This window comes from Pseudorhizobium endolithicum, from assembly GCF_902153245.2.
In the GTDB taxonomy this organism is placed as follows: domain Bacteria; phylum Pseudomonadota; class Alphaproteobacteria; order Rhizobiales; family Rhizobiaceae; genus Neorhizobium; species Neorhizobium endolithicum.
In genome coordinates this window covers 409174-428095 of record NZ_CABFWF030000014.1, presented here as the reverse complement: position 1 = coordinate 428095, position 18922 = coordinate 409174, and the positions used below count along the sequence as shown (strand labels likewise).

The 18922-nt window shown below is 63.9% G+C and carries 21 protein-coding genes and 1 tRNA gene; 19 read left to right on the top strand and 3 right to left on the bottom strand.

The genetic code is table 11. The annotated features are described in order from the left end of the window. The first annotated feature begins 1 nt into the window (after position 1). Genes cbiE through cobM form a run of 3 tightly spaced genes read left to right on the top strand, consistent with a single transcriptional unit; the run spans position 2 to position 2414 of the window. Positions 2-1252 carry a precorrin-6y C5,15-methyltransferase (decarboxylating) subunit CbiE gene (gene cbiE, locus RTCK_RS17190; protein WP_142593687.1) on the top strand — a complete coding sequence of 417 codons (1251 nt, stop codon included), beginning with the start codon at positions 2-4 and terminating at the stop codon, positions 1250-1252. After that, entirely contained in the window at positions 1249-1635 is a 387-nt protein-coding gene (locus RTCK_RS17185; RefSeq protein ID WP_185928032.1) for a cobalamin biosynthesis protein, read from the top strand. The genes cbiE and RTCK_RS17185 overlap by 4 nt, the downstream gene beginning before the upstream one ends. Next, the gene (gene cobM, locus RTCK_RS17180) at positions 1632-2414 is read left to right on the top strand and encodes a precorrin-4 C(11)-methyltransferase (protein WP_142523684.1); all 783 of its coding nucleotides are present in this window, start codon (positions 1632-1634) and stop codon (positions 2412-2414) included. The genes RTCK_RS17185 and cobM overlap by 4 nt, the downstream gene beginning before the upstream one ends. Here the strand turns inward: cobM and RTCK_RS17175 are convergent. Beyond that, complete coding sequence (locus tag RTCK_RS17175; RefSeq protein WP_142593685.1) at positions 2390-3499, bottom strand: cobalt-precorrin-5B (C(1))-methyltransferase; 1110 nt, start codon at positions 3497-3499, stop codon at positions 2390-2392. The genes cobM and RTCK_RS17175 overlap by 25 nt on opposite strands. 53 nt (positions 3500-3552) lie before the next feature. Here RTCK_RS17175 and cobA point away from each other — a divergent pair, with 53 nt between their 5' ends. Continuing rightward, a complete protein-coding gene (cobA, locus tag RTCK_RS17170; RefSeq protein ID WP_142593684.1) occupies positions 3553-4344 on the top strand; it encodes a uroporphyrinogen-III C-methyltransferase in 792 nt (263 codons plus the stop codon). After that, positions 4341-5663 carry a cobyrinate a,c-diamide synthase gene (locus RTCK_RS17165; protein ID WP_142593683.1) on the top strand — a complete coding sequence of 441 codons (1323 nt, stop codon included), beginning with the start codon at positions 4341-4343 and terminating at the stop codon, positions 5661-5663. Before cobA ends, RTCK_RS17165 begins: the two co-directional genes overlap by 4 nt. A gap of 41 nt (positions 5664-5704) precedes the next feature. On the opposite strand, the gene RTCK_RS17160 is transcribed toward RTCK_RS17165, so the two are convergent. Beyond that, positions 5705-5791, bottom strand: a tRNA-Ser gene (locus RTCK_RS17160). A gap of 290 nt (positions 5792-6081) precedes the next feature. On the opposite strand from RTCK_RS17160, the gene rplU reads away from it, so the two are divergent. The 4 genes from rplU to RTCK_RS17140 all read left to right on the top strand — a co-directional run bounded on the left by rplU (position 6082) and on the right by RTCK_RS17140 (position 8050). Beyond that, complete coding sequence (gene rplU, locus RTCK_RS17155; RefSeq protein ID WP_142593682.1) at positions 6082-6393, top strand: 50S ribosomal protein L21; 312 nt, start codon at positions 6082-6084, stop codon at positions 6391-6393. A gap of 37 nt (positions 6394-6430) precedes the next feature. Then, complete coding sequence (gene rpmA, locus RTCK_RS17150; protein WP_142593681.1) at positions 6431-6700, top strand: 50S ribosomal protein L27; 270 nt, start codon at positions 6431-6433, stop codon at positions 6698-6700. Positions 6701-6833: 133 nt separating this feature from the next. Then, positions 6834-7475 (top strand): GNAT family N-acetyltransferase, encoded by a 642-nt coding sequence (locus RTCK_RS17145; protein ID WP_142593680.1) that lies wholly within the window; start codon positions 6834-6836, stop codon positions 7473-7475. Then, complete coding sequence (locus RTCK_RS17140) at positions 7472-8050, top strand: GNAT family N-acetyltransferase (protein ID WP_142593679.1); 579 nt, start codon at positions 7472-7474, stop codon at positions 8048-8050. Before RTCK_RS17145 ends, RTCK_RS17140 begins: the two co-directional genes overlap by 4 nt. Positions 8051-8088: 38 nt before the next feature. Here RTCK_RS17140 and RTCK_RS17135 read toward each other — a convergent pair whose 3' ends face one another. Continuing rightward, a complete protein-coding gene (locus tag RTCK_RS17135; RefSeq protein ID WP_142593678.1) occupies positions 8089-8952 on the bottom strand; it encodes an endonuclease/exonuclease/phosphatase family protein in 864 nt (287 codons plus the stop codon). Positions 8953-9048: 96 nt separating this feature from the next. Between RTCK_RS17135 and obgE the strand changes: the two genes are divergently transcribed. The 10 genes from obgE to RTCK_RS17085 all read left to right on the top strand — a co-directional run bounded on the left by obgE (position 9049) and on the right by RTCK_RS17085 (position 18913). Next, entirely contained in the window at positions 9049-10107 is a 1059-nt protein-coding gene (gene obgE / locus RTCK_RS17130; RefSeq protein ID WP_142593677.1) for a GTPase ObgE, read from the top strand. Further along, complete coding sequence (gene proB / locus RTCK_RS17125; RefSeq protein WP_142593676.1) at positions 10104-11279, top strand: glutamate 5-kinase; 1176 nt, start codon at positions 10104-10106, stop codon at positions 11277-11279. Before obgE ends, proB begins: the two co-directional genes overlap by 4 nt. Further along, on the top strand, positions 11272-12558 hold the full coding sequence (locus RTCK_RS17120) for a glutamate-5-semialdehyde dehydrogenase (RefSeq protein WP_142593675.1): 1287 nt from the start codon (positions 11272-11274) through the stop codon (positions 12556-12558). The genes proB and RTCK_RS17120 overlap by 8 nt, the downstream gene beginning before the upstream one ends. Positions 12559-12601: 43 nt before the next feature. Continuing rightward, complete coding sequence (locus RTCK_RS17115; RefSeq protein ID WP_185928031.1) at positions 12602-13201, top strand: nicotinate-nucleotide adenylyltransferase; 600 nt, start codon at positions 12602-12604, stop codon at positions 13199-13201. 65 nt (positions 13202-13266) lie between these two features. After that, the gene (gene rsfS, locus RTCK_RS17110) at positions 13267-13734 is read left to right on the top strand and encodes a ribosome silencing factor (RefSeq protein ID WP_142593673.1); all 468 of its coding nucleotides are present in this window, start codon (positions 13267-13269) and stop codon (positions 13732-13734) included. A 93-nt stretch (positions 13735-13827) separates the two neighbouring features. Continuing rightward, a complete protein-coding gene (gene rlmH, locus RTCK_RS17105) occupies positions 13828-14310 on the top strand; it encodes a 23S rRNA (pseudouridine(1915)-N(3))-methyltransferase RlmH (protein WP_142593672.1) in 483 nt (160 codons plus the stop codon). Positions 14311-14463: 153 nt separating this feature from the next. Then, a complete protein-coding gene (locus tag RTCK_RS17100; protein ID WP_235988739.1) occupies positions 14464-15792 on the top strand; it encodes a murein hydrolase activator EnvC family protein in 1329 nt (442 codons plus the stop codon). Beyond that, entirely contained in the window at positions 15782-17107 is a 1326-nt protein-coding gene (locus tag RTCK_RS17095) for a S41 family peptidase (protein ID WP_142593670.1), read from the top strand. The genes RTCK_RS17100 and RTCK_RS17095 overlap by 11 nt, the downstream gene beginning before the upstream one ends. A 66-nt stretch (positions 17108-17173) precedes the next feature. Continuing rightward, on the top strand, positions 17174-18355 hold the full coding sequence (locus RTCK_RS17090; protein ID WP_142593669.1) for a divergent polysaccharide deacetylase family protein: 1182 nt from the start codon (positions 17174-17176) through the stop codon (positions 18353-18355). A gap of 27 nt (positions 18356-18382) precedes the next feature. Continuing rightward, entirely contained in the window at positions 18383-18913 is a 531-nt protein-coding gene (locus RTCK_RS17085; RefSeq protein ID WP_142593668.1) for an RNA pyrophosphohydrolase, read from the top strand. Positions 18914-18922 lie beyond the last annotated feature (9 nt).

The following is an 18922-nucleotide window of genomic DNA, read 5'->3' as shown; positions in this document are numbered from 1 at the left end:
GATGCCTCCTGAATCACCTGACCATGCATCGGAAAACCGATGGCTGTCCATCGTCGGCATCGGAGAAGACGGTATCGCCGGGCTCGGCGAGAATGCTCGCGCGGCGATCGGTGCCGCCACCGTGGTCTTCGGCGGTCGCCGTCACCTGGAGCTGGCATCACCGCTGATCCGCGGCCAGGCCAGACCGTGGCCGACACCGTTCGATCCCTCCATGCGGGATGTGCTTGAATTTCGGGGAGCCCCCGCCTGCGTGATCGCGTCCGGCGATCCTTTCTTCTTCGGCGTCGGCGCCACCCTCGCACGACATCTCCAGGCAGGAGAATTTATCTCCTTCCCCGCTCCTTCCTCCTTCTCGCTTGCAGCCTCCCGCCTGGGCTGGCCGCTGCAGGACATCGAAACCATCTCCCTGCATGGCCGACCTCTCGATCTCATCCGTCCGTTCCTCCACCCCGGCCGCCGCCTGCTTGCCCTCACCTCGGACGGGCGAGGCCCGGCGGCCTTGGCCAGGCTTCTCTGCGAAACAGGATTCGCCGGATCGAAGATGACGGTCCTCGAGGCATTGGGTGGCCCCGCCGAACGTATCCGGAGCAGCGATGCCGAAGGCTTCTCCTTCTCCGGGGTAAGCGACCTCAATGTCGTCGCCATAGAGGTAGCGGCCAGCCGGTCGGCGCGCATCCTGTCTCTCGCGGCGGGATTGGATGACGACCTCTTCGAGCACGACGGACAGATCACCAAGCGTGAGATCCGGGCGATCACCCTTTCCGCGCTTGCGCCGCGTCCCGGCGAACTGCTGTGGGATATCGGCGCAGGATCGGGATCCATCGGCATAGAATGGATGCTGGCCCACCCGTCGATGCGGGCCATCGCCATCGAAGCGGACCCGACGCGTGCCGAGAGAGCCGGACGCAACGCCCATGCCTTCGGCGTTCCCGGCCTGCGCATCGTACAGGGCAAGGCGCCGGAGGCACTGGCAGGCCTCGAGGCAGCGGATGCCGTTTTCATCGGCGGGGGCGGCAGCGATCCGGGAGTCCTCGATGCGGCCTTGAGCGGGCTAAAGCCGGGGGGGCGGCTGGTTGCGAACGCGGTGACGACGGAGATGGAAGCGGTTCTGCTTGCCGCGCAGGCCCGCCTGGGCGGCAATCTTCTCCGCCTCCAGGTCAACCGGCTCGCAGAGGTCGGCTCGATGCATGGCTGGAGAGCGGCAATGCCCGTCACCCAGTGGACATGGATAAAACACGGAGAGCGGCAATGATCGTGGCAGGTTTGGGATGCCGCAGGGGAACGGATGCGGACGCCATAGCCGCAGCGCTGGCTTTAGCTTGCCGGCAGGCGGGGATCGACCTCGGTTCCATCAAGGCCTTGGCAACGGGCTCCATCAAGGAGCGCGAGCCCGGCATCATCGCCCTCGCCGAAAGGCTCGGATTGCCCCTCCACATCGTCGGTGATGACGCCCTGAAGGAGGCGGAGCCCCAAACTCGCACCGTTTCAAGGCACAGTCTCGCCAAGACCGCCTCTCCCAGCCTTTCGGAAGGCGCCGCAATCGCGGCGGTCGACGGACCGGCGGAGCTTCTCGTTGCCCGCGTTGTCGCCGAAGGGGCCACCTGCGCACTCGCCCGGGCAAGGGTGACGCCATGACCGTGCATTTCATCGGAGCGGGTCCCGGAGCCGCCGATCTCATCACCGTGAGAGGGCGCGACATCATCGCCCGCTCGCCCGTATGCCTCTATGCCGGCTCCATCATGTCGCGCGAGTTGCTGGCCTACTGCCCGCCGGGCGCACGAATCGTCGATACGGGGTCGCTCTCCCTCGACGAGATCGAAGCAGAATATGTTGCCGCCCACCGCGATGGCCACGACGTTGCCCGCCTTCATTCCGGCGACCTTTCGGTCTGGAGCGCGGTAGCCGAACAAATCCGACGTCTGGAAAGACACGGCATCGACTATACGCTGACACCGGGCGTCCCATCATTCGCGGCGGCGGCGGCGGCTCTCCGCCGGGAGCTGACCATTCCGGAGCTTGCGCAGAGCCTGGTGCTCACCCGCATCTCCGGCCGCGCCTCCAGAATGCCGGAAGGAGAAACCCTTGCGGCCTTTGGTGCCACAGGTGCCACGCTTGCCATCCATCTTGCAGTGCATGCGCTCGATCGCGTGGTATTGGAACTGGCGCCCGTTTACGGGAGGGATTGCCCCGTGGCCATTGTCGTCAAGGCGACCTGGCCGGAGGAGCGCATCATCACGGGCACCCTTGGCGACATCGAGGAGAAGCTCGCCGCCGAACCTGTGGAACGAACCGCGCTGATATTCGTCGGGAAGGCCCTCGGCGAGACGGGCCTGCGTGAAAGCCAGCTCTACAATGCCGACTATGTACGCCGCTTCCGTCCCGGATGGCCTCAGGACGACGAGGCGTGCGAATGACCGGCCGGCTTGAACGGCGTCCTGCCCCTCAACCGTCCCTCCCTGTCGAAGACCAGGATCTCGAGAGCGATGTCGGAGCCGCCCAAGGCCTTTGCCGCGGTCTCCCAGGCACGATCCGCAACCCGACCGCCGATATCCAGACCCGCGGCTTCCGCTTCGTTGAACGCACCCGCGACAGTATTGGCGAAAGCGATCCTATGCGCCACCTCGTCGGAGGCTCCCGCCTCTCGGGCAAGCGCGGACAAGGCCTGGAGATCGGCAAGCCCACGCTTCGAATGGACATCCAGCATGCCTTGGGCGAGCTTGGTCATCTTAGCCACCCCGCCTGCGATCGTGACCCGTGGGACGGGATGGCTGCGGAGGTACTTGAGCATGCCGCCGACGAAGTCCCCCATGTCGATCAGCGCGATCTCCTGCAGCCCGTGATGTGCGGCAACCGCTTTTTCGGACGTACTCCCGGTGGACCCCGCTACGTGGGTGATTCCGGCAGCCCTTGCCACGTCGATGCCGCGCCAGATCGAGTGGATCCAGGCCGCGCAGGAAAAGGGGATGACGATCCCGGTCGTGCCGAGAATGGAGATCCCTCCCAGGATGCCGAGCCGCGGATTGAGCGTCCTTTCCGCCAGCCTCTCCCCGTCGACCACGGATATCTCCACCTCGAGATCGGCCTTTGGCCCGGCAACTTCCGCAAGAGCCGCGGCGATCATCTTGCGCGGTACCGGGTTGATGGCAGGCTCTCCGACCGGCAGCGGCAGACCGGGCCGGGTGACCGTACCCACTCCGCCTCCCGCCTTGAAGATGATGCCCGAACCCCGTTGCCCGCGGCGCACGGTACTCATGATGAGGGCCCCATGCGTCACGTCAGGATCGTCTCCGGCATCCTTGACGACGCCTGCGCGGGCAAAGCCTTCTCCACGCTCTTCGAGCGCCAGCGCAAAGGACGGCCTCTGTCCCCCCGGCAGCGTCACCTCGACCAGCGACGGGAACTCGCCGCTCAGCAAGGCGCAGCAGGCGGCCTTGCTGGCCGCCGCAGCACAGGTTCCGGTGGTCCAGCCACGGCGCAGGTTCTTGCATTCCACATCCATGCACGTTTCTATAACTCTGCCGGCTGCGACCGTCACCGGCAAAAGGTTTCCGCATGACATTGAGTGATACCATTGCCGCCGTCTGCGCCGCGAGTCCGGCTTTGGAAGCCGGACATGTCTGGCTTGCCGGCGCAGGGCCTGGCCATCCCCGCTATCTGACACTGGAGGTGGCCGACGCCCTCTCCAAGGCAGATTGCGTGGTGTACGATGCCCTGGTTTCCCCCGAGGTTCTCGCCTTTGCCGGGGATGCGGAACTGCTTTTTGCGGGCAAGCGGGGAGGCAAGCCCTCGGCAACCCAGGAGAACATCACCGCGACCCTGATCGAGTTCGCGCAAGCGGGGCGCAAGGTTCTGCGGCTGAAGGGCGGGGACCCTTTCGTCTTCGGCCGGGGCGGCGAAGAAGCCGAGGCTTTGGCGAAGGCTGGCATTCCCTTCCGCATTCTTCCCGGCATGACGTCCTCGCTCGCCGCCCTCGCCTCCGCCCGCATTCCCGCGACGATGCGCGGGGTGAGCCGCTCGATCACGCTGGCGACCGGCCATGCCGCCGGAACGGACGACGATCTGGACTGGCGGGCTCTGGCTAGGCTCGGCGAGCCGATCATCGTCTATATGGGCCTCAGGATGATCGGTGAAATCAGCCGGCTTCTGATGGAGGGCGGGCTTCCTGCCGAAACGCCGGTGGCTGTACTGATGTCAGCAACCACGCCCGACGAGCGGCTCCTGGTGGCCACGCTCGCGACGGTCGAGGCGGAGGTGGAGCGGCAGAACTTTGCCGCCCCTGCATTGATCGTCATCGGAGACATCGTTTCGATGCGGGACGTCCTCACGGCGGACAATCAGCGATGACGGCCCGCGCCCTGATCATCGGAGCACCCCGGTCCGGCTCCGGCAAGACGAGCGTCACCATCGGCTTGCTGCGAGCGTTTGCCCGCCGCGGCGTCAGGGTCCGCGGCGTCAAGACCGGGCCGGATTATATCGATCCGGGGTTCCACGAGGCCGCCACGGGAACACCGGGCCTCAATCTCGACAGCTGGGCCATGGAGCCCGCGCTGCTTCGCCATCTGGCGATCGGGCAGGCGAGCGGCGCCGAACTCCTGCTGATCGAAAGCGCCATGGGTCTCTTCGACGGCATTCGCAGCGAAGCGAACCGGACAGGCGCGGCTTCCGACCTCGCGCGACTGTTCGGCATTCCGGTGCTGCTTGTCCTCGACGTCTCGGGGCAATCCCAGACGGCCGCAGCGGTCGCCTATGGTTTCGCCCATTACGATCCGCAGGTGAGGATTGCCGGCTGCATCCTCAACCGTGCAGGTAGCGAACGCCACCGCGCGCTGTGTACGGACGCCCTCCGCGACATCGGCCTGCCGGTCCTCGGCACAGTTCTGCGCGACCCGACGCTCATCCTGCCGGAGCGGCATCTGGGACTGGTCCAGGCGAGTGAACATCCCGAGATGGAAGCCCATATCGACCGGTTGGCGGATGCAATGGAAGCATCGCTCGATCTGGACGCCATCTTGGCTGCTGCCCAGCCTTTCGATGTTCCTGCGGGATCTGCCGAGAAGGCCATGGATCCTCCGGGCCAGCGCATCGCCCTGGCACAGGACGCTGCCTTCACCTTTCTTTATCCGCATCTTGCGCGGCACTGGCGCTCAAGCGGCGCGGAACTTGTGCCGTTTTCGCCCTTGGCAAACGAAGCACCGCCAGGCGACTGCGATGTCTGCTGGCTTCCCGGCGGATACCCCGAACTCCATGCCGGGCGCCTTGCCGCCGCCGAAAATTTCCGCTCAGGACTGGCACGCTTCGCCGAATGCCGTCCCGTTCACGGCGAATGCGGCGGCTACATGGTGCTGGGTGAGACGCTGGAAGACGCCGAAGGGGTGACGCATCGGATGACGGGCCTCCTTTCCCACGGCACGAGCTTTGCCAAGCGTAAGATGAACCTCGGCTACCGGCAGGCGACGCTCCTTTCGGACTGCTGTCTCGGCCGGCACGGAGAGACGATCCGCGGCCATGAATTCCACTACGCGCGGGTGGTGTCGCCCGGCACGGACCAGCCGCTTGCCGATATCGCCGACGGGCTCGGAAAATATATCGGCCCCTCCGGCAGTCGCCGCAATCGCGTCACCGGCAGCTTCTTCCACGCGATCGCGAGGGGTGTTCGGCGGTAACGGCTTCGATCTCAACTGGGGACTGAACACCATCAAGCAGATGGAGAGGGTGGAATTCGAACCCACGATACGGTTGCCCGTATGCCGCATTTCGAGTGCGGTGCTTTCGACCACTCAGCCACCTCTCCGCTTCGCTGGTCGGCGCTTTTGAAGCGCGGGCTGTCTCATAGCGATGAAAGATCGGGCTGGCAAGCACCAAATCCCGGCCGGACAATCCTTTTTCCTTGACAGTTTCCCTTGCCTCGCCTATGCCCACGATCGATCAGGCGTGGAAGGGATTCCGTGCCTCTTTCTTTTGTGCGCAAGCCATAATGCGGCGCGCATATCCACCGGCGGAAGGCTTATGCGGACCGCTCAACGACTGACAAGAAGACGGCCGTCCCCGGACAGAGCCGGAACGAACATGAAAGGATAAAAAATGTTCGCAGTCATCAAGACCGGCGGGAAGCAGTACCGCGTTGCAGCCAACGATGTGGTCACCATCGAGAAGCTCGACGCCGAGGCCGGTTCTACGATCGAATTCAATGAAATCCTGGTCGTCGGCGAAGGCGCCGATGCCAAGTTCGGCGCCCCCTTCGTTTCGGGTGCGACGGTCAAGGCCGAAGTGGTCGAACACAACCGCGGCAAGAAGGTCATTTCCTTCAAGAAGCGCCGCCGGCAGAATTCCAAGAGGATTCGCGGCCATCGCCAGCACCACACGGTTGTCCGCATCACGGACATCCAGGCTTAAGTCGATCAGGATTTTCTAAGGTTTAAGGAGAAGACCAATGGCACACAAAAAAGCTGGCGGCTCGTCGCGCAACGGTCGCGATTCCCAGTCTAAGCGCCTTGGCGTGAAGAAGTTCGGCGGCGAATCCGTCATCGCGGGCAACATTATCGTGCGCCAGCGCGGTACGCAGTGGCATCCGGGCGCCAATGTCGGCCTCGGCAAGGACCACACCATCTTTGCGCTTACCGCCGGCAACGTGAACTACCGTACGAAGGCCAATGGCCGCGTCTACGTGTCTGTAATGGCGAAAGCGGAAGCAGCGGAATAAGCCGGTAGCGCTCTAAAACAGCCGGCGTCTCATCGACCCGGCTGGCACCACCAGGTTTCAGTCCAGAAGAAAGGGAAGATGGGGCGCCACCCAACTTCCCTTTTTTTCTTTTGATCCAAAGGAGGACTGAACCATGCAAGGCGAATTGTTGAGGGTGAGCCAATCACGGCCACCCGAGGAACGGAGGCCCGAGCGGTCTCCCGAGCGGTCAAGGAGCGATTGCCCTGTCTTACTGTCGCAGAGACTGGTTCTCCGCGCCCCCCATGAAGAAGACATCGACGCCCTTGCCCATCTCGCCAACAATGCCAACATCGCGACGATGGTGTCGCGCATGCCGCATCCCTACACGGCAAGAGACGCAGCCGAGTTTGTGCGACGCACGAAAGACGGCGGGATCGGCAAGTGCGTCTATGCCATCACTCGAGGCGACAACGGCGCCTTTCTCGGCTGCTGCGGGCTGGAGCCGCAGGAAGACGAAAAGACGGTCGAGATCGGCTACTGGCTGGGCGAGCCCCACTGGAACCGCGGCTATGCCACGGAAGCGGCGCATGCGCTGATCGACATGGCGTTCCGAACCCGCGACATCGACCATATCGATGCGCGCTGCCGGGTTACCAACGTAGCCTCCAGGCGGGTGATCCAGAAATGCGGCTTCCAGTTCCAGAGCTCCGGAATGGTGGGCTCGCTCGCGCTCGGCGGCATGGTGCCGGTCGAATGGTTCCGGCTCGACCGGAAGACCTGGATGTCGCTCAGGAGCTGGGGAGAACTGAGATGACGTCCGCGCTTCTCGAACGCCCTCCGGCGGAGGTGAGGATGCCGGGCCCCTGCCCCGTCGTCACCACCCCTCGCCTCGTCCTGCGCCCGCACCGGTTGACGGATGCCGACGGCATTGCCGAATCCCTTGGCGATTTTTCGGTAGCCCGAATGCTTGCGCGCGTGCCACAGCCCTATCATCGCCAGGATGCGCTTGATTGGCTGCAGATCCAGCTTTCCGGGTCAGCCCCTGGTTGGGCAGCCGCGATCACCATGGGTGACGACGTGCATGTCGGCATGGTCGGGATCGAGCAGCGCGGCCGGTCCTGGCGCATCGGCTACTGGCTGAACCGCTACTACTGGGGACGCGGCATCATGACGGAGGCGGCCGGCGCCCTGCTCGACCGCTTCTTCCGGCGAATGCCGGATGTCGTCGTCGCGTCCGGAGCCTTTGCGGACAACGCCGCATCCCTGACCATCCAGCGCAAGCTGGGTTTCCGGGTCACCGGATGCAGCGAGATGTTCAGCCTCTCCCGCAACGGGATGGTGGCACATATCGACACGCGTCTCCGGCCGGAAGACCTGCGCCGGCCATGACACCCCGGCAGTGCCGGCGGGTCTGCCCGCCGGCCTCCTCAGTCGATCTCGATCCAGACCGGAAAATGGTCGGATCCCGGCGCCTGATGATCGATCCGTGCCGAGCGGAGGCGCGGCACCAGTTGCGGGCTCACGAAGCAATGATCCAGATGCATCCTCACCGGACCCTCGCCCGGCGGCTTCGCCCAGGTATGGCTCCCCTCCTTTGCCGTACCCAGATGGGCAAGTGCGTCAAAGGCATGCCCGTCTCGGGGTACCCTGCGATAGTAGCTGTCGCTCCGCCCGACCATCTCCAGATATTCGGGGCTTTCCGGGACCATGTTGAAATCACCCAGCATAACGAAGTCATCGGGGAGCGGCGGATCCGGAAAGCCGAACTCGGCGGCCCCGGTCAACGCCCCTCCTTCTTGGACGAAGTTCAGCGCCCGCTCCTTGAGGAACCGGATCTGCTCGATCCGTTCGTCGGGCGAGACATGGTCGAGATGAACGGAATAGACCCGCAGCGGCCCCGACGGTGCGGCGATCACCGCTTCGACGGCGCCCCTTTGCAGGTTGAGCTTATCAAAGGTCCGGTGGCGCGGCAGAAGCAGGTGCCGCACGGCAAGGATCGGCCAGCGCGACAGGATCATGTTGCCGAACTGAAATCGCTGGCCACCTTGTCGCCCGTCGGTCTCCCCGCCGTGGAGCAGGATGTCGCAAGCGGCGCCAAAGCTCTGGTAGTAGGCAGGGAAAAAGCCGGCCATCCGGGAGACGAGGTCCACGTGCCCGTTCCTCGGGAAGCCGCGTGTCACCTCCTGCAGCGCAAGGATATCGGCGCCGGCAATGCTGTCGGCTATGCGCTGCAGATTGAACGCCCCATCCATCCCGACACCGTATTGTATGTTATAGGTCACCAGCTTCATGATAGTCTTTGACCTCCGCCTGAACCGCCTATATCGAACCCGGCAATGTTCCAGTCCTAATGGAATTGTCGCCCACACGAAACCGACGGCAGCAAGATGAAATTTCTCGACGAAACCAAGGTCTATATTCGCTCCGGCGATGGCGGGGCAGGAGCGGTCTCGTTCCGTCGGGAGAAGTTCATCGAGTTCGGCGGGCCGGACGGCGGCGACGGAGGCCGCGGCGGCGACGTGTGGATCGAGGCCGTCAACGGCCTCAACACCCTGATCGACTTTCGTTACCAGCAGCATTTCAAGGCGAAGGTGGGCATGCACGGCATGGGCCGCAATCGCACCGGCGCCAACGGCGACGACGTGACGCTCAAGGTGCCTGTCGGCACCCAGGTCTTCGAAGAAGACAACGAAACGCTGATCGTTGACCTTACGAAGGAGGGGCAGCGTTTCCGGCTCGCCAAGGGCGGCAATGGCGGCTTCGGCAACGCGCACTTCAAGTCGTCCACGAACCAGGCGCCTAACTGGGCCAATCCGGGCCTCGAAGGCGAGGAAAAGACCATCTGGCTGCGGCTGAAGCTGATTGCCGACGCCGGCCTCGTCGGTCTTCCCAATGCCGGAAAATCGACCTTCCTCGCAACGGTGACGCGAGCCCGCCCGAAGATCGCCAACTACCCCTTCACGACGCTGCATCCCAATCTGGGCGTCGCCACCATAGACGGGCGGGAATTCGTGCTTGCGGATATTCCGGGGCTCATCGAGGGCGCGCATGAGGGGGTCGGGATCGGCGACCGCTTTCTGGGGCACGTGGAACGGACGCGGGTACTCCTGCACCTCGTTTCAGCGGTCGAGGAAAAGGTGGGCAAGGCCTATACGACCGTAAAGCACGAACTGGACGCCTATGGCGGCGGGCTTGCCGACAAGGCGGAGATCGTAGCTCTGTCGCAGATCGACGTGCTGGACGAGAAGGAACTGAAGAAGAAGGCCAAGGAGCTGGAAAAAGCCTGCGGGCGCAAGCCCTTCCTCATCTCGGCGGCCACCGGCCGGGGTATGACGGAGGTCTTGCGCGCATTGCGTGACGTGATCGTCGATACCGCAGGTGACGACACGGCACTACCCGATCGCAGCAGCCACTGGATGACCGACAGCGACGGAGACGACGAATGAGCGTGTCGCGAAAGCCCCTGGCCGCGCACAGACGGATCGTCATCAAGATCGGTTCCGCGCTGCTCGTCGATCGCGGCACGGGCCTGAAATCCGCCTGGCTGGAAGCCATCTGTAGCGACATCGCAGCCTTGAAGGCGAGCGGTATCGAGGTTCTGGTGGTATCTTCCGGCGCCATTGCGCTCGGCCGCACGGTCCTTGGCCTGGCTCCCGGCGCCTTGAAGCTGGAGGAGAGCCAGGCCGCGGCAGCCGTCGGTCAGATCGCCCTCGCGCGTGCCTGGTCCGAGAGCCTGTCCCGCGATACCCTGGTTGCCGGGCAGATCCTCCTGACGCTGGGTGATACCGAGGAACGGCGCCGTTATCTGAACGCACGCGCGACCATTGGCCAGTTGCTGAAGATGGGCGCGGTGCCGATCATCAACGAGAACGATACGGTCGCCACGTCCGAAATCCGCTATGGCGACAACGACCGGCTCGCAGCGCGCGTCGCTACGATGACGGGTGCCGACCTCCTTATCCTGCTTTCGGACATCGACGGGCTCTACAGCGCCCCGCCGCATCTCGACCCGGAGGCCCGGTTCCTGGACACGGTCGCGGCGATCACGCCGGAGATCGAAGCCATGGCGGGTGGTGCAGCCTCTGAGCTCTCCCGCGGGGGCATGCGGACCAAGATCGAGGCCGGGAAGATCGCGACGGGCGCGGGCTGTGCGATGATCATCGCATCGGGCAAGACGATCCATCCCCTGCGTGCGATCGATGAGGGCGCAAGATCATCCTGGTTTGCACCGTCCGGCACGCCGGTGGCAGCGCGGAAGACCTGGATTGCCGGACAGTTGCAGCCCGCCGGCGAACTGACGGTGGATCATGGGGCGGAAGCCGCCCTGCGCAGCGGCAAGAGCCTGCTTCCCGCGGGTGTGAAATCTGTCACCGGTGACTTCCATCGCGGCGACACCGTGGCAATCGTCGGATTGGACGGGCGCGAGCTCGCGCGCGGTCTTGCCGGCTACGATGCCGACGAAGCGCGGCTTATCGCCGGCCGCCGGTCGGCCGAGATCGAGGCCATCCTCGGCTATCCGGGACGAAGCGCCGTGATACATCGGGACGACCTCGTGATGACCGCTGCAGCCGGCGGCGGCGCGCAACAGAGTTCTTTGGAGGAAGCCACCCATGCTTGAGCTGGTCACGACGAAGACGGACGATATCGCGATGTTGATGGACGGCGTCGGCAGGCGCGCCAGGGCGGCAGCCCGTCATCTGGCAACCGCATCCACCGAGGTGAAGAACCGGGCGCTGAACGCCATGGCCGATGCACTCATCGCATCGAGCACCGACATATTGGCCGCCAACGCCGAGGATCTGCGCGCCGTGGACGGCAAGGGGCTGCAGCCGTCCTTCATCGACCGTTTGACGCTGACGGAGACGTCGATCGCTGCCATGGCCGATGGCCTGCGGGAGATCGCCGAGCTGGCGGACCCGGTGGGCCAGGTGATCGCCGCCTGGGACCGTCCGAACAGGCTCAGGATCGAACGGGTGCGCACGCCGCTCGGCGTCATCGGCGTGATCTACGAGAGCCGTCCCAATGTCACGGCCGACGCGGGTGCCCTCTGCCTCAAGGCCGGAAACGCCGTCATTCTTCGCGGCGGCTCGGATTCGCTGCATTCGTCGCGCGCCATTCACCGGTGCCTCGTGGAGGGCCTGAAGTCCGCCGGCCTGCCCGAGGATGCCATCCAGATCGTCCCCACAAGTGACCGTGCGGCGGTGGGCGCCATGTTGACCGGCCTCAACGGCGCAATCGACGTCATCGTGCCGCGCGGCGGCAAGAGCTTGGTCGCGCGCGTCCAGAACGAGGCACGCGTACCGGTCTTCGCGCACCTCGAAGGCCTCTGCCACATCTATGTCGACGCCTCCGCGGACATTGGAATGGCAAGGCGCATCGTCGTCAATGCGAAGATGCGACGGACCGGCATCTGCGGTGCTGCGGAGACGCTGCTCATCGACAGCGCGGCGATCGGAACCCACCTGATGCCGATCCTGGAGGGCCTGACGGAAGCCGGCTGCGAGATTCGTGCCTCGGCTGCCGTGCTCAAGGTGTATCCCGGCCTGAAGCCGGCGACGGAGGAGGACTGGCGGACGGAATATCTCGACGCGGTCATTTCCGTCGCCATCGTTGATGGCATTGCCGGGGCCATCGCCCACATCAACACCTACTCCTCCAATCATACCGAGGCGGTGATCGCCGAGGACCCGAAGGTGGTGGGACGATTCTTTACCGAGATCGACTCCGCGATCCTGTTACACAATGCCTCGACACAGTTCGCCGATGGCGGGGAGTTCGGCATGGGCGGCGAGATCGGCATCGCGACGGGCAAGATGCATGCGCGCGGCCCTGTCGGCGTGGAGCAGTTGACCTCCTTCAAGTACCGGGTGCACGGCACCGGTCAGATCCGGCCTTAGTCATCTGGTGGCGGAAGAACCGGTCGATCGGCGATACCTGTCCATGCCGCACGTGGAACGCGGCATGGTGGTCGGCCTGTTCGGAGGATCCTTTAATCCGCCGCATGAGGGCCATCTCCTGGTGAGCGAGATCGCGCTCCGGCGGCTTCGCCTCGACCAGCTGTGGTGGATGGTGACGCCCGGCAATCCGCTGAAGAGCAAGTCGGGCCTGGCGCCTCTCCAGGAGCGGATCGCCATGAGCGAGCGGCTGGTCCGGGACCCGCGGATCAAGGTGACGGCGTTCGAACAGTCGCTGGGTGGACCCTACACTGCCCATACCCTCGCCCACGTAAAGGCCCGCAATCGCGGCATCCATTTCATCTGGATCATGGGAGCCGACAGTCTTCGGACCTTCCACCTCTGGCAGGAATGGCAGTCGATCGTCCGCACGTTTCCGATTGCCGTCATCGATCGCCCCGGCTCCACCCTGTCTTTCCTCTCGTCGAATATGACCCGCACATTCGACTATGCGCACGTGGACGAGGACGACGCGGGCGCCCTATGGAAGAAACCGGCTCCCGCATGGACCTTCCTCCACGGTCCCCGCTCCACCATCAGTTCCACCAGCCTTCGGCTGGCCGGGGCCGGCAATCCCCGAACCTGATGGATGATGCGTCGCCTATCTTGAAAGATCGTCGCTTCGATGCCACCTTTGTTTAGCGCATCCGGATGCTCAGATTCGCTGACAGTGCTGTAGCTGTTACCTGGAAGAAAGGAAGAACCCTGACAACAGTGCACACCAAGGGAAAGATGCCTGGCATCCTCCCGCAGAGCCTGGAACGTGGCGCCGATGCCGCCGCCCGTGCTCTCGAACTGGTCCTCGCAAGCCTCGAGGACTCCAAAGCAGAAGACATCGTCACCATCAACATCGCCGGAAAATCAGCGCTTGGAGACTACATGGTCGTGGTCACCGGACGATCGAACCGGCACGTCGCGGCTATCGCAGATCACCTCATCTCTGACCTGAAAGACGAAGGGTTGGGTACGCCCCGCGTCGAGGGTCTTGAAGCCGGTGACTGGGTACTGATTGACACCGGTGACGTGATCATCCATGTGTTCCGGCCCGAAATCCGGGAGTTCTACAACATCGAGAAGATGTGGGCGGCTCCCGATCTCGAGGACGGCACGTTGCACTAAACGGCGTTCTGACGCCGTTGAACCCGTCGACGGACGGCCGGCCGTAGGCCTTGGCCGCAACGTTCGAAGTTTGGCTCAATCAGGCGGATGGATATGCGGATCAGTCTTTTTGCCGTGGGACGGTTGAAAGCCGGACCGGAAAAGGATCTTGCCTCCCGCTATCTCGACCGCTTCGCGAAGGCCGGCCCTGCTATTGGGCTGGAATTCGGCCGCGTCATCGAGGTTCCGGAAAGCCGCGCCGGAAGCGCCGATACCCGCAAACGGGAAGAGGCGGCGGCCCTGGAAAAGGCCTTGCCTGAAGGGGCGCTGTTGGTGCTGCTGGACGAACGGGGCCGATCCCTGGACAGCGAGGCCTTCGCCGCCAGGATCAGTCAGTTTCGCGACGGCGGCAAGCGGGACATGATAATCGCGATCGGAGGCGCCGACGGACTTGATCCGGCGCTTCGGGAACGATGCGATGCCGTCCTCAACCTGGGTGCGATGACCTGGCCGCATCAACTTGTTCGTGTCCTTATCGCAGAGCAGCTATACCGAGCCGTCACGATCCTGTCCGGCCACCCCTATCATCGAGCGTAAGTTGCCATGCCAAGAAGGAGTGGCTGTGGCCATGGGCGGCAAATCAGCTTACCCTTCGACAAGGCCACGATCGGGGCACGTATGAGACGACAGCTAAGGCACTTCATCGGTCGGACGCTGCCCTTGGCGAGGGCTGTTGCAGTCGTTGCGCTCATGTCTGCATTCGTCCCCGATGGTCAGCCTCCCCATGCGCAACTGCTGGAACAGCCGGCCGGCCCGCCTGATCCTGCTCTGGGATTGGAGCAGAAACGGGACGAAGCCCGTAACGAGCTGGACGATCTCAGCAAGACGATCAGCGTGTCCCTCGACAAGGCGGCGGCGATTGAGCAGAACATAGCGGAACTGGAGAAGACCAGCGCCAATCTGCGTCAGGCGCTCATCGATTCTGCTGCACGCCGCAAGGAATTCGAGCAGAAGATCGATGAGAGCGAAGAAAGGCTCGCGAGGTTGCGGCTGAGGGAGGAGGAGATACGGACCTCGCTGCGCGGGCGACGCGATGTGCTGGCCGAAGTCCTCGCAGCCCTGCAGCGCATGGGCCGCAATCCGCCACCCGCGCTTCTGGTCACGCCGGAGGATGCCCTGGCATCCGTTCGAAGCGCAATTCTCTTGGGCGCAGTCGTGCCCGGCATGCGGGCGCAGGCGGATCGGCTGCTGGCGGACCTGCAGGCTCTCTCGAAGCTCCAGGCCGATGCCCTTGCGGAAAAGACCTCCGTCGCCGCCACGATCGCCAGCAATCTCGAAGAAGAAAAGCGCATGGACATGCTGCTGGCGGAGAACGAGAAACTCAGCCGGGAGAATGCTTCCGAACTCGAGGCTGAGCGCAAGCGCTCGGAAGAGCTGGCCGCGAAGGCTACCTCCCTCGAAGGCTTCATACGGTCGCTTGAGGATGAAATCTCCTCCGTGCGGGAGGCCATGGAGCAGGCCCGCCTGGAGGAGGAGCGCCAGCGCCAGCTTTCCGAGGAAGAGCGCGAGCGTGCAAGACAGCGGGCCGAAAGCGGACTGCCCGACAAAAACCGTATTGCCCCCGCATATGCGTTTTCGAGCCTCAGGCAGAAGCTTGAGCTTCCGGTGACGGGCGAGATCTTGCGCTCGTACGGCGATGCGGACGGGACGGGACATTCTGCCGTGGGTATGACCGTGGCCTCAAGCCCAGGTGCAGTGGTAACGGCGCCGGCGGACGGATGGATTGTTTTTGCCGGAGCTTTCCGGAGCTACGGGCAGATGCTCATCCTCAATGCCGGAGACGGTTACCATCTCGTGCTTGCGGGAATGGATGAAATAAGAACACGTCAGGGACGTTTCGTTCTTGCCGGCGAGCCGATCGCGGTGATGGGTCACGAAAGAGTGGCGAGCGCTACGGCCTTGACGCTGGAAACGGATCGTCCAACACTTTACATTGAATTCAGGAAGGACGGAACTCCGGTCGATTCGAGACCGTGGTGGACCGCTAAGGATATCGGAAGGGCACGAAATGATTCGTAAGGCTTCTCTTGTGATCGTCGGTGCGCTGATGGGTGCGACGGCCATGAGCGTCATCTACTCGGCGGGAGTGCCAGCACAGGCTGCCGGCCCTTCGACCTACAAGGAACTGTCCATTTTTGGGGACGTGTTTGAGCGCGTCCGCGCACAATACGTCACACCGCCGGACGAGGAAAAGCTGGTCGAGAATGCCATCAACGGCATGCTCACCTCGCTTGACCCGCATTCCAGCTTCCTGAATTCCAAGGACGCCGAGGATATGCGCACGCAGACCCGCGGCGAGTTTGGCGGCCTCGGGATCGAGGTCACGATGGAAAACGAGCTGGTGAAGGTCATCGCTCCCATCGACGACACGCCCGCTTCGCGCGCAGGCATCCTCGCAGGGGACCTGATCGCCGAGATCGATGGCCAAGCGGTTCGCGGCCTCAAGCTCGAGGAAGCGGTCGAGAAGATGCGCGGCGCCGTCAACACGCCGATCAAGCTGACGATTCTGCGCGAGGGTGCGGATAAGCCGATCGAGCTCAGCGTGGTTCGCGAAATCATCGCCGTCCGCGCGGTCAAGTCGCGCGTCGAGGGCGACGTGGGCTACCTCCGGGTGATCTCGTTCACCGAGAAGACCTATGACGACCTCGAAAAAGCGATCCAGAAGATCAAGGCGGAAGTTCCGGAAGACAAGCTCAAGGGCTATGTCCTCGACCTGCGTCTTAACCCGGGCGGCCTTCTGGATCAGGCAATCAACGTTTCCGACGCCTTCCTGGAGCGTGGCGAGGTCGTTTCGACCCGCGGCCGCAACGCCGATGAAACGCGCCGCTTCAACGCAGGCCCCGGCGATCTGACGGACGGCAAGCCTGTCGTCGTCCTGATCAACGGCGGTTCCGCATCGGCGTCGGAGATCGTCGCAGGCGCATTGCAGGACCTGAAGCGGGCCACCGTCCTCGGCACGCGCTCCTTCGGCAAGGGCTCGGTGCAGACCATCATCCCGCTTGGCGAAAGCGGCGCACTCCGGCTGACGACCGCGCTCTACTACACGCCTTCGGGCACCTCCATCCAGGGCACCGGCATCAACCCCGACATCAAGGTGGAGCAGCCGCTTCCCGAGGATCTGCAGGGCAAGGTCCGTGCGGAGGGCGAATCCAGTCTTCGCGGTCATATCCCCGGTCAGAACGAGACCGAGGAAGGCTCCGGTTCTGTGGCCTATGTTCCCCCGGAGGCAAAGGACGACGTGCAGTTGAACTACGCGCTGGACCTGCTCCGGGGCAACAAGACCGATCCGGCTTTCCCGCCGAGCCCCGACAAGGCGGCAGCCGTCAAGAAGTAAAGCCAGGGAGCCGGATCGTCAGACCGGCTTCTTCTCCTTTGGAAGGCCACCTGCGGACATTTTTTCGTGGAACCTGATCTTCATGCTCCGCTCGGACAGAACAGGCCGGCAGGAAAACGGCGCCGCTTTCGCATTTCGGTTCCCGTAGCGGCGGGATTGGTGACGGTCGCCGGAGTCCTGGGGCTCTCCCTCTACACGATGCAGGACGAGCCCGCTCTACGCCGGACCGCCCAGGTTCCCACGCCTGTCCCTGCTGCGTCCGCGGTAGAGCCGACCTCGGGCGACGGACAGACGCAGGCTTCCCGAAGAAATAGCGCCGGGCCGGGAGCAAATGTGGAGCGAACACTCACCGACGACGGTAGCGTGGTGAACAAATATTCGCCCCGCAGCCATGACGGCAGCGGCCCTCTGATCATCGAGGCGTCTCGGATCGGGCAGGATCCCCGTCTGGCCGGCACGGCGAACGAAGACCTGCTGGAAGATTCGCCCTATGGCCCCCTGCCCGCTGTGAGCTCGGTCGGGCTTCGCCCGATGGACCATTATGCCCGCCCCTGGTCGGGCGCCCGCGGTACCCGCATCGCCATCATCGTCGGCGGCCTCGGTCTCAGTCAGACCGGCACCCAGCGTGCGATAGAGGAGCTGCCTTCGGAAATCACCCTCGCATTCGCAGCGAGCGGAAACAGCCTGCAGCGCTGGATGCAGACCTCCCGCCGGCAGGGCCATGAAATCCTCATGCAGATCCCCATGGAGCCGTTCGGATATTCCCCAAGCGAGGCTGATCCAGCGACCTTGCTGGCCGATGCGCCTGCCGAGCAGAACATCGACAGACTTCACGAGGCGATGGCAAGCATCACCGGGTATACGGGCATCATGAACCACCTTGGCGGCAGACTTCTGTCCGAGGCCGGCGCGCTCGAACCGCTGCTGCGTGACATCGCCTCGCGCGGCCTGATGTTCGTCGACGACGGCACCTCCGCCCGATCCGCCAGCGGCAGCATCGCAAAGGCTGTGGAACTGCCCCACGTCTTTGCAGACATGGTTCTCGACACGGAGCTGGACAGATCGGCAATCCTGAAAAAGCTGGACGATCTCGAGCGTCTCGCCCTGCGCAAGGGCAGTGCGGTGGGGACAGCCTCCGCCTTCGAAGAATCCGTGCAGGCGATAAGCCAGTGGGTGCAGGAGGCCAGTGGCCGTGGCATAGAGATCGTCGGCGTGTCGGCGCTTGCGGAAGATCCGGCAGATTATTGATCGGGTCGCAGTTTGAAGGAAAGCACCATGACCGGTAACGCCCCAGTGAAAGCGGATGACCTTCCCTACCGGCCCTGTGTCGGGGTTATGGTGCTGAACGGGGAAGGACTCGTCTGGGCCGGCCGCCGCATCGCGGAGGGCAATACGGAGTATGACGGTTCCCCGCAGCTCTGGCAGATGCCCCAGGGAGGCATAGACAAGGGAGAGGACCCGCTCGCCGCGGCCTATCGCGAACTTTATGAGGAGACCGGGATCCGGACCGTTTCGCTGCTCGGGCAATCGCGCGACTGGATCAACTACGACCTCCCTCCGCATCTGATCGGCATCGGCCTGAAGGGCAAGTATCGCGGTCAGACCCAGCGCTGGTTCGCCTTCCGGTTCGAGGGTGACGAAGCCGAGATCCGGATAAATCCGCCGCCCGGAGGACATGCAGCCGAATTCGATGCCTGGGAGTGGAAGTCCATGGACGAACTGCCGGGGCTGATCGTCCCCTTCAAGCGCGCGGTATACGACCGGGTGGTTGAGGAGTTCGCGCATCTGGGAAAGCAGGCCGCCTGACCTGTGCCT

What these genes read in the sequence shown, in the direction of transcription:
- cbiE (WP_142593687.1), top strand. Translation starts at nt 2, where the DNA reads ATGCCTCCTGAATCACCTGACCATGCATCGGAAAACCGATGGCTGTCC.
- RTCK_RS17185 (WP_185928032.1), top strand. Translation starts at nt 1,249, where the DNA reads ATGATCGTGGCAGGTTTGGGATGCCGCAGGGGAACGGATGCGGACGCC.
- cobM (WP_142523684.1), top strand. Translation starts at nt 1,632, where the DNA reads ATGACCGTGCATTTCATCGGAGCGGGTCCCGGAGCCGCCGATCTCATC.
- RTCK_RS17175 (WP_142593685.1), bottom strand. Translation starts at nt 3,499, where the DNA reads ATGGATGTGGAATGCAAGAACCTGCGCCGTGGCTGGACCACCGGAACC.
- cobA (WP_142593684.1), top strand. Translation starts at nt 3,553, where the DNA reads ATGACATTGAGTGATACCATTGCCGCCGTCTGCGCCGCGAGTCCGGCT.
- RTCK_RS17165 (WP_142593683.1), top strand. Translation starts at nt 4,341, where the DNA reads ATGACGGCCCGCGCCCTGATCATCGGAGCACCCCGGTCCGGCTCCGGC.
- rplU (WP_142593682.1), top strand. Translation starts at nt 6,082, where the DNA reads ATGTTCGCAGTCATCAAGACCGGCGGGAAGCAGTACCGCGTTGCAGCC.
- rpmA (WP_142593681.1), top strand. Translation starts at nt 6,431, where the DNA reads ATGGCACACAAAAAAGCTGGCGGCTCGTCGCGCAACGGTCGCGATTCC.
- RTCK_RS17145 (WP_142593680.1), top strand. Translation starts at nt 6,834, where the DNA reads ATGCAAGGCGAATTGTTGAGGGTGAGCCAATCACGGCCACCCGAGGAA.
- RTCK_RS17140 (WP_142593679.1), top strand. Translation starts at nt 7,472, where the DNA reads ATGACGTCCGCGCTTCTCGAACGCCCTCCGGCGGAGGTGAGGATGCCG.
- RTCK_RS17135 (WP_142593678.1), bottom strand. Translation starts at nt 8,952, where the DNA reads ATGAAGCTGGTGACCTATAACATACAATACGGTGTCGGGATGGATGGG.
- obgE (WP_142593677.1), top strand. Translation starts at nt 9,049, where the DNA reads ATGAAATTTCTCGACGAAACCAAGGTCTATATTCGCTCCGGCGATGGC.
- proB (WP_142593676.1), top strand. Translation starts at nt 10,104, where the DNA reads ATGAGCGTGTCGCGAAAGCCCCTGGCCGCGCACAGACGGATCGTCATC.
- RTCK_RS17120 (WP_142593675.1), top strand. Translation starts at nt 11,272, where the DNA reads ATGCTTGAGCTGGTCACGACGAAGACGGACGATATCGCGATGTTGATG.
- RTCK_RS17115 (WP_185928031.1), top strand. Translation starts at nt 12,602, where the DNA reads ATGCCGCACGTGGAACGCGGCATGGTGGTCGGCCTGTTCGGAGGATCC.
- rsfS (WP_142593673.1), top strand. Translation starts at nt 13,267, where the DNA reads ATGCTCAGATTCGCTGACAGTGCTGTAGCTGTTACCTGGAAGAAAGGA.
- rlmH (WP_142593672.1), top strand. Translation starts at nt 13,828, where the DNA reads ATGCGGATCAGTCTTTTTGCCGTGGGACGGTTGAAAGCCGGACCGGAA.
- RTCK_RS17100 (WP_235988739.1), top strand. Translation starts at nt 14,464, where the DNA reads ATGTCTGCATTCGTCCCCGATGGTCAGCCTCCCCATGCGCAACTGCTG.
- RTCK_RS17095 (WP_142593670.1), top strand. Translation starts at nt 15,782, where the DNA reads ATGATTCGTAAGGCTTCTCTTGTGATCGTCGGTGCGCTGATGGGTGCG.
- RTCK_RS17085 (WP_142593668.1), top strand. Translation starts at nt 18,383, where the DNA reads ATGACCGGTAACGCCCCAGTGAAAGCGGATGACCTTCCCTACCGGCCC.